This is a genomic window from Halomonas sp. HK25 (assembly GCF_047795635.1).
In the GTDB taxonomy this organism is placed as follows: domain Bacteria; phylum Pseudomonadota; class Gammaproteobacteria; order Pseudomonadales; family Halomonadaceae; genus Halomonas.
The window spans coordinates 3806007-3818047 of the sequence record NZ_CP181044.1 but is presented as its reverse complement, the minus strand read 5'-3'; the positions used below and the strand labels follow the sequence as shown (position 1 = coordinate 3818047).

Sequence of the window (12041 nt, the reverse complement as noted above, 5' to 3'; positions counted from 1 at the left end):
GACACGAGGAAAACACCATGAGTGAGACGACGGCGATCCGCCCCTGGAAGGGGATCACCCCGCAGCTTGGCGCGCGGGTCTATGTGGACCCGGCCAGCCTGGTGCTGGGCGACGTGACCCTGGGCGACGACAGTTCGGTATGGCCCATGTCGGTGGTGCGCGGTGACATGCATCGCATCCGCATCGGTGCGCGCGTCAGCGTGCAGGACGGCTGCGTGCTGCACATCACCCACGCCAGCGACTTCAACCCTGGCGGCTTCCCGCTGACCATCGGCGATGACGTCACCATCGGCCACAAGGCGATCCTGCACGGTGCCACCCTGGGCAGCCGCATCCTGGTGGGCATGGGCGCCATCGTCATGGACGGCGCCGTGGTGGAAGATGAGGTGATCATCGCCGCCGGCGCCGTGGTGACCCCGGGCAAGCGCCTGGAGAGCGGCTATGTCTACGCGGGCAACCCGGCCAAGGCGCTACGCCCGCTCAAGGAAAAGGAGCGCGCCTTCTTCCCCTACACCGCCGGCAACTATGTGAGGCTCAAGGACGAGTACCTGGCGGCGATGAGGGAATAATTCCCTAACGCATTGTTTTTCCATGCCATGGCGAGCGATAATCTGGTGATTTATCCAGTTCTCGAGGATTCGCTCCGGCATGGCCGACTTTCGCACCCATCTCAGTGCCGCCGTGGGTGGCGGCGTCCTGCTGGCCTTCGCCGGCTGGCGGGGGGATCTCTGGACGCCGGGCGAGGCGCTGCCGCTGGCGGCCTTGACCGCCTTCGGCGGCATCCTGCCCGATATCGATGCCGATCACTCCCACGCGGTGCGCCTCATCTTCAATACCATGGCCGTGCTGGCGGTGGTGGTAGGCGTACTGCTGCTGCATGCTCGACTCGAGCCCGGTGCGCTGCTGATGGTCTGCGGCGGGCTCTATGTCGGGGTGCGCCTGGTGCTGAGTCCGATCTTCAAGCGCTTCTCCGTGCATCGCGGGATCTGGCACTCGCTGCTCGCCGCCGGACTGTGCGGGCTGGCGACCAGCGTGGCCGGCTATCAGTGGCTCGGCCAGTCGGCCTGGCTGGCCTGGGCCCAGGGGCTGGCACTGATGCTGGGTTATCTCATCCATCTGCTACTCGATGAACTCTACAGCGTGGATCTCACCGGGGCGCGGCTCAAGCGCTCCTTCGGCACGGCGTTCAAGGCGTTCGACTATCGTGCGCCGGGGAACTCCTGCCTCATGCTGTTGCTGACGGCGGGCCTGCTGCCCTGGTTGCCCCCCTTCGCATCCCTCCGGGAGCTGCTGCTTCAGGGCTCGAGCTTCTGGCGGTAGTCCTCGGCCCGCAGACCGTACTTCCTGAGCTTGTCATAGAGAGTCTTGCGCGGCAGGCCCAGCTGCTCGGCCACCTCGGTGACGCGGCCGCGCTGCCGTGCCAGGGCCTGGTCGATCAGGCTCTTCTCGAACAGCTCCACCTGCTGGGGCAGCGCCAGCTCGCCGGCCTCGCTCTCGGCGCCCTCGAGCAGGGCCTCCAGGCGGTAGTCGAAGGCGGCGCCGAGCAGTACGTAGCGCTCGGCGAGATTGCGCAGTTCGCGCACGTTGCCCGGCCAGTCATGGGCCAGCAGGGCGCTGATGCCGGCGGCGTCCAGGGGCGGCGCCTCCAGGCCGCTGCGGTTGGCGGCCACCACCGCGAAGTGCTGGAACAACAGCGGGATGTCTTCGCGGCGCTCGCGCAAGGGTGGGACCGGCAGGGTCACTACGTTGAGCCGATAGTAGAGATCCTCGCGGAAGGCCCCGCCCTCGGCGGCGGCCTTGAGATCCACCTTGGTGGCGGCGATTACCCGGATATCCAGCGGCACGGGTACGTTGGAACCGAGCCGCTCCACGCTGCGCTCCTGCAGCACCCGGAGCAGCTTGACCTGCAGCGCGAGCGGCATCGACTCGATCTCGTCGAGGAACACGGTGCCGCCGTTGGCGTACTCGAACTTGCCGATGCGCCGCTCCACGGCGCCGGTGAAGGCGCCCTTCTCGTGGCCGAACAGCTCCGACTCGATGGTGCTCTCGGGCACGGCGCCGCAGTTGATGGCGACGAAGGGGCGGCCGGCGCGGCGGCTGCGCTCATGGATAGCGCGGGCCACCAGGTCCTTGCCGGCGCCGGTCTCGCCGAACACCAGCACGTCGGCATCGACCTGGCTGATGCGCTGCACCATGGAAGCCAGGCGTTGGATGGCCGGCGTGCGCCCCACCAGGCGCGGACCGAGCGCCGACTGTTGGGCCTCGAGTTCGGCCTTGAGCTCGCGGTTCTCCAGGCTCAGGCGGCGCTTCACCACGCCGCGGCGGACCACCTCCACCAGACGCTCGGCGGCGAAGGGCTTCTCGAGGAAGTCCCAGGCGCCCTCGCGCATCGCCTCCACTGCGGTGGAGATGTCGCCGTGGCCGGTGATCAAGATCACCGGCAGGTCCGGGTCGCGCAGCCGCACCTCGCGCAGCAGCGCCATGCCGTCCATGCCGGGCATGCGGATGTCGCTGACCACCACGCCGGGGAAGTCCGGGGCCAGGGCCGCCAGCGCCTCCTCGGCGCTGGCGTAGGGCTCGGGCACATAGCCGGCCAGCTCCAAGGTCTGGCCGGCGGTGATCCTCAGGTGAGGCTCGTCATCGATGATCATCACCGGGATGTCCGCCGGTTCATGCATGGGGAAGGGTCTCCTGGTGTGGCTGGGCCCCGGCGCTGCGCTGTCCGGTGTCCCGGGGCAGCCGGATGCTGAACAGGGCCCCGCCCTCGGGGCGGTTGGCGGCGGTCAGGCTGCCGCCCAGGTCGTCGATGATACGCGAGGAGATCGACAGGCCCAGGCCCAGCCCCTTGCCGGGGGATTTTGTGGTGTAGAAGGGCTCGAAGATGCGCTTCAGATGCGCATCGGGGATGCCCGGGCCGCTGTCGGCCACGCCCAGAACCACCGCGTCGCCGTCAACGGTGATGGTGACTTCCAGGCGCGCTTCGGGGGCGTCGGCCATGGCCTGCAGGGCGTTGCCGATCAGGTTGACCAGCACCTGCTCGAGGCGCACCAGGTCGGCGCGCACCCAGGGCTCCTCGTCGGGCCAGTGGCGGATCACCTCCACGCCGCTTTCCCTTAGTCGGGTCTGGAAGAGGCGCAGGGCGTAGTCGAAGCAGGCGATGGGGGAGACGGCGGCAAGAGTCTCGCCGCTCTTGCGGGAAAATTGACGCAGCTGGGCACTGATCTCCGACATGCGCGCGGTCAGCTCGACGATCTGCGCGAGGTTGAGGTCGACGCTCTCCAGGCGCTGGCGCTCGAGGAAGGCGCGGGCGTTCTCGGCGTAGGCGCGGATCGCCGCCAGCGGCTGGTTGAGCTCATGGTTGATGCCGGCGGCGAGCTGGCCGAGCACGGCGAGCTTGGCGGCCTGGATCAGCTCGTCACGGGTCTGGCGCAGGCTCTCCTCGGCGCGCCGGCGCTCGTCGATCTCGGCGGAGAGGCGGCGGTTGGTTTCCACCAGGTCCCGGGTGCGGCGCTCCACGTTGCGCTCCAGCTCGTCCCGGGCGCGGGCCAGTGTCTGACGCTCGCGCTCGGCGAATTGCTCCCGCTCGCGACGCAGGCGCAGGCGCTGCCAGCCGATGCCGCCACCCAACAGCACGATGCCGTAGAGGCCGCCGGCCAGCAGGGCTGAGACCCACTGGGCCTGGATCACCGGGCTCACCGGCTTGAGGATATGCATCTCCCAGCCGAACTCCGCCATGGGGCGTGAGACGGCCAGGTAGCGCGGGCCGGACAGGGGACCCACGCTGAAGCTGACCAGGCGGCTGCGCTCGCCGCGGCGTTCAAGCAGCTCGACCCCGGAGTGGTTCAGGGGTTCGTCGGCATAGCGGCGAGTCGCCAGCAATACCTGGCGCTCTTCCTCGGAGAGCGGGTGCAGGGAGGTCATGCGCAGTTCGGCCTGGCTGGCCATGAAGATGATGTCGTCCTCGTCGGTGACCAGCAGCTCGGCGTCCTGGTCTGCCCAGCTCTCCTCCACCTCGTCGAGCAGCACCTTGACCACCATGACCCCGTCGGGGCTCGAGTCGGGCTGGGTGTCGTCCAGCCACACCGGGGAGGAAAAGTAGTAGCCGCGCTCCAGCGATTGTACGCCCAGACCATAGAAGCGCCCCTGGCCGCCGGCGATGGCGTCGCTATAGTAGCTGCGGAAGGCATAGTTCTGGCCGATGAAGGTGTTGGGGCGGTGCCAGTTGCTGGCGGCCAGAGTGTCGGCATGGCGGTCGAGCAGGTACACGTCCGAGACGTCGGCGGTGGCCCGGAAGCGATCCAGCAGCAGGTTCAGCGGCATGGCGTCCTGGGAGTGGGGCGAGGATAGGAAGCGCTGCACCCCCTCGCGGGTGGCGAGCAGTCGCGGCAGGTAGTCGTGGCGCGACAGGTGGCCGGTCAGGCCCTCCGCCGAGAGGCGCAGTTCGTTCTCGGCGTCCTGCTGAAGCGTCTGCAGTGCCTGATCGCGGGCCACCAGAGCGGCCTGCCACATCACCAGTGCCAGCCCCAGGGGGGCGGCCAGCAGCAGCAGGGCTCGCCAGTTTCGCGAGCGTGTCACGAAGCGGTTTCCCTCCCCGGGGCGGGTATTGCCTGGGCCCGGCGCAGGGCGCGCTGGGCGCGGGTCTCGGCCCGTGCCAGCTCCAGCAGGCCCTCCTCGACATAGACCAGGTGATCATGGGCGCGGTCCCGAGCGTCCTCGGCGCGCCCCTCGAGGATGGCGTCGAGCAGGGCGCGGTGCTGGATCATCAGCTTGGGCCGCGACTCGGGGTTCTCGAAGAGGTGCGCCAGGTTATCGACGATGCTGCGCTCCAGCAGGTGGAAGATGCCGCGAATGGTGTGCAGCAGCAGCACGTTGTGAGCCGCCTCGGCGATGGCCAGGTGGAAGGCGGCATCGGCCTTGGCCTCACGAACCGGATCCTTGCCCTGGAAACAGGCATCCAGCTCCTCGAAGCGCTTGATCAGCAGGGCCCTGTCGGTGGGCGTGGACCGCAGCGCCGCATAGTAGGCGGAGATGCCCTCCATGGCGTCGCGGAACTCCAGCAGGTCCAGGTGGAACTCGCCGTGGCGAGAGAGCATCTCAAGAATCGGATCGCTGTAGCCGCTGGTGAGCGCCTCGGAGATGAAGGTGCCGCCACCCTGGCGGCTGATCAGCAGCCCGCGGGCGGAGAGCTTCTGGATCGCTTCGCGCAGGGAAGGGCGCGAAACGCCGAACTGCTCGGCCAGTTCTCGCTCCGGGGGTAGTCTCTGCCCCGGCTTCAGGCTGCCTTCGAGGATCATCGCCTCGAGGCGTTCAGTGATCACGTCGGCGAGGCGGGGTTGGCGCAGGGGTTGATAGGCCATGGGGGTGCTCCGGATAGATAGTCCTGATGTCATGGTACGTCAATCAATTGGTAATACCAATATTATTGGCCTTTGCTTGCCCAGGCGGCGGTGATTTTTTTCTCGCCTTTCAGTGGCTTGCCAATGATCTTGCCGGCACACTACCAAAGTATAGCGCCATGGGGCGGGTAAAAACGCTGCCCAGGTTTGACACTGTCAGCGCGTCCCTCCTAAGGTGCGCCATCTGTGTGTTGTAAAATGGTTTGACCAATTCTTGCGACGCCGCCCTTCAGCCTGTCGAGGATTCTGCCGATGACGCCAGTCAAGTGCTACCCGCCCAGGCCGGAGAAGGTCTACTTCTTCGGTACCTGTCTGATTGACCTCTTCTATCCCGAAGCTGGACTGGACAGCATTCGCCTGCTGGAGAGGGAGGGCATCGAGGTGCTTTTCCCCCAGGACCAGACCTGCTGCGGTCAGCCGGCCCACACCTCCGGCTACCATGACGAGGCACGGGCGGTGGCGGCGGCACAGCTCGACCTCTTTCCCGAGCCCTGGCCGATCATCGTGCCCTCCGGCTCCTGCGGCGGGATGATGCGCACGCATTATCCGAAGCTCTTCGCCGGCACTTCCCTCGAGAAGAAGGCCAACGAGGTATCTGGCCGGATCTATGAGCTGACCGAGTTCCTGGTGCATGTCTGTCACCTCAGGCTCGAGGACCGCGGCCAGCCCGAGAAGGTGGCCATGCACACCTCCTGCAGTGCGCGTCGCGAGATGGGCCTGGCCGAGACCGGGCCGGCGCTGCTGGCCCAGCTGGGGCAGGTGGAACTCGTCGAGCAGGCGCGTGCCGCGGAGTGCTGCGGCTTCGGCGGCACCTTCGCCGTGCGTCACCCGGAGATCTCTGCTGCCATGGTGGAGGACAAGACGCTGGCCATCGAGGCGGCTGGCGCCGAGCGCTTCGTGACCTCCGACTGCGGCTGCATGATGAATATCGGTGGGCGCTTTGCGCACCAGAAGAAGGCAGTGAAGGGCGAGCACATCGCCAGCTACCTGTGGCGGAGAACCTCATGAGCGTTCAGAGTCAGGCCGGGCAGACCCCCGGTGTTCAGACCTACAGCCCCCGCGAGTTCCATCGTCAGGCCCACGATGCCTTGGGCAACCCCCAGATCCGCAGCAACTTCCGCAAGGCGATGGACGGTCTGATGACCAAGCGTCGCGACAGCTTCGAGGACTGGGACCTGGAGACCTTGCGCGAATTGGGTGCCAACATCCGGATGCGCGCGCTGGCGAAACTGCCCGATCTACTCGAGCAGCTGGAGACCAACTGCCAGGCCAACGGTATCCGGGTGCACTGGGCAGAGGACGGCGAGGAGGCCTGCCGGATCATCCGCGAGATCTGCCAGGCCCACGATGCCAAGTCGGTGATCAAGGGCAAGTCGATGGTCTCAGAGGAGATGCACCTCAATGCGCACCTCGAGGCGGCGGGCATCGAAGCGCTGGAATCGGACCTCGGCGAGTACCTGGTGCAGCTCAACGAGCAGACCCCCTCCCACATCATCATGCCGGCGATCCATCTCAACACCGATGAGATCTCCGAGATCATGCACGAGAAGACCGGCACCGAGCGCACCCGCGATGTCGACTACATGACGGCGGCGGCCAGGCAGCAGCTGCGTGAGCGTTTCATGGCCGCCGACGTGGGGGTCTCCGGGGTCAACTTCGCGGTGGCCGAGACCGGCACCCTCTGCCTGGTGGAGAACGAGGGCAACGGGCGCATGACCACCACGGTGCCACCGGTGCATATCGCGGTGACCGGCATCGAGAAGGTCGTCGAGCACCTGCGCGATGTGCCGCCCCTCTATGCACTGCTGACCCGCTCGGCCACCGGCCAGCATGTGACCACCTACTTCAACATGATCAGTTCGCCCCGCAAGGAGGGCGAGCACGACGGGCCGAAGGAGGTGCACCTGGTGCTGGTCGACAGCGGGCGTTCCAATATCTACCAGGACAACGAGCTGCTCGACACCCTGCGCTGCATCCGCTGCGGCGCCTGCATGAACCACTGCCCGGTCTATACCCGAGTGGGTGGCCACACCTATGGCACCACCTACCCCGGCCCCATCGGCAGCATCCTTTCCCCGCACATGATGGGCCTGGAGGAGACGAAGGACCTGCCCACCGCCTCCAGCCTGTGTGGCGCCTGCGGTGAGGTGTGTCCGGTGAAGATCCCGATTCCCGACCTGCTGGTCCGGCTGCGCCGTGAGGCGGTGGGCGAGGGGCGCGGCAACGTGCCCGGCGCCGGGGTCAAGCGTACCCGCAAGGAGGCCGCGGCCTGGAAAGGCTTCCAGTGGGTGGCCACTCACCCCGGCGTCTGGCGTAGCGGCACCGCCGTGGTCGGCAGGCTCAAAGCGCTGATGCCGGCGAAGCTGGGCGCCTGGACCGAATACCGCACTGCCCCGGAGCCTGCCGGCAAGACGCTGCATGCGTTGATCAGGCAGCACCAGGCCGAGAAGTCGAGCGTCGACAAGTCCGACAAGGAGCAGCGCTGATGAGTGCCCGCAATGCCATCCTCAAGCGTCTTCGCGAGCGCGCCGACGGCCCCCTGACCGCCCCCGAAAGCGACTTTTCCGTGGTCACCCAGCGCGGCTGGAGCTTTGATGAGCGCCTGGCCCGCTTCGAGCGCTGGATCACCTCGGTTCACGGTGAGGTGGTCCATGCCGACCGCGGTGAGTGGTGCGACGTCCTGGCCCGGGTGCTTGCCGACAAGGGGGTTCGCCGGCTGGCGCTGGGTCGCGAGCACCCGGTGGCCGCCGAGGCGCGTGAGGCGATGGCCGATGCCGACGTGGAACTGGTCGACGTGGATCGCGATATCGAGGGCTGGCAGCAGGAGCAGTTCGAGCGGGTCGACGCCGGCCTGACCTCCGTGCTGGGCGGCATCGCCGAGACCGGCAGTTTGTGGCTCTGGCCGACGCCCGACGAGCCGCGCCTGATCAGCCTGGTGCCGCCGATCCATATCGCGGTGCTGGATGCCGATACCATCGAGGACACCTTCTTTGATGTCGTCGAGGCCCACGGCTGGGCCGACGGCATGCCCACCAATGCGTTGCTGATCTCCGGGCCCAGCAAGACCGCCGATATCGAGCAGACCCTGGCCTATGGCGTCCACGGCCCCCGCGAGCTGGTTGTGCTGGTGCGTCATGCCAATCGTCCTGCGGAGGTCTTCTCATGAGCGCGCCCTCCGCCGAAGCCATTGCTGGACTCAAGGCCGCGCTGGCGGGCACGATACCCGCCGAGCGGCTGATCGACGACCCGCTGCGCACCCTCGCCTACGGCACCGACGCCAGCTTCTATCGGCTGGTTCCGAAGTTGGTGGTGCGCCCCGAGGATGAGGTCGAGCTGCAGACGGTGCTGGCCGAGTGTCGCACCCGCCAACTCCCGGTGACCTTCCGGGCCGCAGGCACCTCGCTCTCCGGCCAGGCGGTGACCGACTCTGTGCTGATCCAGCTCGGTCGCGGCTGGCGCGACCACGAGATCCTCGACGAGGGGCGCGTGATCCGCCTGCAGCCCGGGGTAATCGGCGCCCGGGCCAACCAGCTGCTGGCGCCCTTTGGGCGCAAGATCGGCCCCGACCCGGCCTCCATCAACAGCTGCATGATCGGCGGCATCGCCGCCAACAACGCCTCGGGCATGTGCTGCGGCACCGCGCAGAACAGCTACCGCACGGTGCGCGACCTGCGCGTGATCCTGGCCGACGGCACCCTGCTGGACACCGCCGATCCGGCCAGTCGGGAGGCCTTCCGTCGCTCTCATGCCGGGTTGATCGAGGGGCTGGAGCGACTCTCGGTCGAGACTCGCGCCAATGCCGCCCTGGCCGAGAAGATCCGTCACAAGTACCGGCTGAAGAACACCACCGGCTATGCCCTCAACAGCCTGGTCGACTTCGAGGATGGCATCGAGATCCTCAAGCATTTGATGATCGGCTCCGAGGGTACCCTCGGTTTTCTCAGCACCATCACCTACGACAGCGTGGTGGACGAACCCTGCAAGGCGGCGGCCCTGGCCTTCTTTCCGGACATGGCCACCACCTGCCGAGCGACCATCGCGCTCAAGCCGTCGCCGGTCTCCGCCGTGGAGCTGATGGATCGCGCCGCGCTGCGCTCGGTCCAGGACAAGCCCGGCATGCCCGAGTCCCTGCGCACCCTCCCCGACGGGGCGGCGGCGCTGCTGATCGACGTGCGCGGCCACGACGAGGCGGAGCTCGTGGCGCGCATGGGCGAGGTGCAGGTTAGCCTGGAAGGAATCCGCACCCTTGAGCCGGTCACCTTCACCCGTGAGACGGCGACCTACGAGCTCTTCTGGAAGATCCGCAAGGGCCTCTTCCCGGCGGTGGGCGCGGTGCGCGAGACCGGCACCACGGTGATCATCGAGGACGTGGCCTTCCCCATCGAGCGGCTCGACGAAGGCGTGCTGGCGCTGACCGACGTCTTCCATCGCCACGGCTACTCGGAGACGATCCTCTTCGGTCACGCCCTGGAGGGCAACCTGCACTTCGTCTTTCCCCAGGGGTTCGAGAAGCCCGGGGAAGTGGAGCGGTACCAGGGTCTTATGGACGAGGTCGCCCAGCTGGTCGGCGTCGAGTACGGCGGCTCGCTCAAGGCCGAGCATGGCACCGGGCGCAACATGGCACCTTATGTGGAACTGGAGTGGGGGGCAGACGCCTACGCCCTGATGTGGGAGATCAAGGCGCTGTTCGATCCCGAGAACCTGCTCAACCCCGAGGTGATCCTGAGCCGCAACCCCACCCTGCACCTGGAGAACCTCAAGCCGCTGCCGGCGGCCCACGAGATCGTCGACAAGTGCATCGAGTGCGGCTTCTGCGAGGCGATCTGCCCCTCGACCGATCTGACGCTTACCCCTCGCCAACGCATTGTGATCCGTCGTGAGCTGGCGAGGCTCGAGGCGTTAGGAAGCCAGGCCACCGAAGCTGACCAGCACCGCATGACGCAGCTCGAGGAAGCCTATGTCTACCAGGGCATCGATACCTGTGCGGCTACCGGGCTATGCGCCACCCAGTGTCCCGTGGGTATCGATACCGGTGAAATGGTACGTCAGCTGCGTAGAGACCGGTCGCTGGACAAGGCCTCACTGGCCAAGCGCATCGGCCGACACTTCTCCGGGGCAACGCGTGTGGCGCGGGGTGGGCTGAATGCGGCGGGAGCGGCGCGCGCCGTGCTGGGCGTCAACCTGATGGGAAAGGTGAGTACCGGTATGCGTCGGCTGAGCGGTGACCGTCTCCCGCAGTGGAGTCCTGCTCTGCCCAAGGCATCGCCTGTCCGCGTACTCAAGTACGAGCCCTCGGGGGCAGCTGGCAGGGACAAGGTGGTATATCTGCCTTCCTGTGCGACCCGCATCTTCGGTGCGTCCCACGATGACGTCGAGTCGCGATCTGTGATGGAGGTCACCCTGGCGCTCCTCGACAAGGCGGGGTACCAGGTCATCCTGCCGGAAATGCTTGGTCACCTCTGCTGTGGCATGGCGTTCAAGTCCAAAGGGCAGTATGACGAGGCGGCCCACAAGGCGCGGGAGCTCAATCGTGAGCTGCTGGTGGCGAGCCAGAACGGGCGCTACCCGGTGCTCTGTGACACCAGCCCCTGCACCTTGCAGATGCAGGAGCACCTCGACGAGCGACTGTCCCTGATGGAGCCGGTGAGCTTCGCCCATGACCACCTGTTGCCGCGACTGTCGGTCACGCCGCTGGATGAGCGCATTGCGGTGCATGTGACCTGCTCGAGCACCCGCATGGGGCTGTCCGACAAGTTCGTGACCCTGGCCCGAGCCTGCGCCCGGGACGTGGTGGTGCCGGCGGAGATCTCTTGCTGCGGCTTTGCAGGGGACAAGGGGTTCAATACTCCTGAGCTCAACGCCTCGGCGCTGGAGGGGCTGGCCGAGCAAGTGGCGGACTGCAGTGCCGGCTATTCCAACTCACGCACCTGCGAGATCGGGCTGTCCCAGCACGGCGGGATCCCGTACCGCTCCATCCTCTCCCTGCTGGACCGGGCCAGCAGGCCGGCGTGAGAGTTGGCCGGGCAGAGACCTCAGGGCGCAAGGGCGGCGCCCGATCTGCCCACAGCCGCTCGCCGCGCAGGCCCTGTGGATGCGCTTGTCGCCTTTCTGTCACGGCGCTGAAACTTTTTGACACGAAGGGCTTGCGGGGCGTCGGGGAAAACCGTAAAGTACGCATCCGCTGCCGGCAACGGGCAACGTTACCGGCGGTGATAAGTGGAAGAAGTGGTTGTTCTGCTTGAGGTTTTTCGGAAGGTTCGGAGGATCGCTCGCTTGACACTCACCGCGGATTCGGTAGAATGCGCCCACTCGATACGCCGTCACCTTGGTTACGCCGGGTGAGGCGGTCAGCGGGACTCAGGACGGGGTGCTAGGCACCGCCAACCGCCGCTTGACACGCTGAGGCGAATCGGTAGAATACGCCTTCCTCGCAGGGCGCTGGCGAGACGGGAGCTGAGGCTCACGTCACGACAGCAAGCGAGACGCTCCGCTCTCTGAGAGTCCGGAGCCGCTCTTTAACAATCGATCAGGTAATTCATGTGGGCGCTTGTCGATGTGTCGGTGACCAGTCACTGAAACATCAAGGCAAGCGACTCGTCAAAGCTCCTCGGAGCTTTTTGAGAACGTTTGACCCTTGAGCCAAGT

Annotated in this window: 9 protein-coding genes; 6 read left to right on the top strand and 3 right to left on the bottom strand. The window is 66.8% G+C overall.

The features are described 5' to 3' along the window. Positions 1-17: 17 nt before the first annotated feature. Positions 18-569 carry a gamma carbonic anhydrase family protein gene (locus tag ACM26W_RS17990; protein WP_416138325.1) on the top strand — a complete coding sequence of 184 codons (552 nt, stop codon included), beginning with the start codon at positions 18-20 and terminating at the stop codon, positions 567-569. Between the two features lie 79 nt (positions 570-648). Further along, on the top strand, positions 649-1320 hold the full coding sequence (locus ACM26W_RS17985; RefSeq protein ID WP_416138324.1) for a metal-dependent hydrolase: 672 nt from the start codon (positions 649-651) through the stop codon (positions 1318-1320). Here ACM26W_RS17985 and ACM26W_RS17980 read toward each other — a convergent pair. Genes ACM26W_RS17980 through ACM26W_RS17970 form a run of 3 tightly spaced genes read right to left on the bottom strand, consistent with a single transcriptional unit; the run spans position 1296 to position 5357 of the window. Beyond that, positions 1296-2678, bottom strand: a complete 1383-nt coding sequence (locus tag ACM26W_RS17980) for a sigma-54-dependent transcriptional regulator (RefSeq protein WP_416138323.1) — start codon at positions 2676-2678, stop codon at positions 1296-1298. The genes ACM26W_RS17985 and ACM26W_RS17980 overlap by 25 nt on opposite strands. Further along, positions 2671-4575, bottom strand: coding sequence for a sensor histidine kinase (locus tag ACM26W_RS17975; RefSeq protein ID WP_416138322.1), 1905 nt, complete (start codon positions 4573-4575; stop codon positions 2671-2673). Before ACM26W_RS17975 ends, ACM26W_RS17980 begins: the two co-directional genes overlap by 8 nt. Continuing rightward, entirely contained in the window at positions 4572-5357 is a 786-nt protein-coding gene (locus ACM26W_RS17970; RefSeq protein ID WP_416138321.1) for a GntR family transcriptional regulator, read from the bottom strand. The genes ACM26W_RS17975 and ACM26W_RS17970 overlap by 4 nt, the downstream gene beginning before the upstream one ends. Positions 5358-5648: 291 nt before the next feature. Here ACM26W_RS17970 and ACM26W_RS17965 point away from each other — a divergent pair, with 291 nt between their 5' ends. From ACM26W_RS17965 to ACM26W_RS17950, 4 genes are read left to right on the top strand one after another with little or no spacing between them, the layout of a single operon-like run. Continuing rightward, complete coding sequence (locus tag ACM26W_RS17965; protein WP_416138320.1) at positions 5649-6404, top strand: (Fe-S)-binding protein; 756 nt, start codon at positions 5649-5651, stop codon at positions 6402-6404. Continuing rightward, on the top strand, positions 6401-7882 hold the full coding sequence (locus tag ACM26W_RS17960) for a LutB/LldF family L-lactate oxidation iron-sulfur protein (protein WP_416138319.1): 1482 nt from the start codon (positions 6401-6403) through the stop codon (positions 7880-7882). Before ACM26W_RS17965 ends, ACM26W_RS17960 begins: the two co-directional genes overlap by 4 nt. Continuing rightward, positions 7882-8562, top strand: a complete 681-nt coding sequence (locus tag ACM26W_RS17955) for a LutC/YkgG family protein (RefSeq protein ID WP_416138318.1) — start codon at positions 7882-7884, stop codon at positions 8560-8562. Before ACM26W_RS17960 ends, ACM26W_RS17955 begins: the two co-directional genes overlap by 1 nt. After that, a complete protein-coding gene (locus ACM26W_RS17950) occupies positions 8559-11408 on the top strand; it encodes an FAD-binding and (Fe-S)-binding domain-containing protein (protein WP_416138317.1) in 2850 nt (949 codons plus the stop codon). Before ACM26W_RS17955 ends, ACM26W_RS17950 begins: the two co-directional genes overlap by 4 nt. The last annotated feature ends 633 nt before the right edge of the window (positions 11409-12041 follow it).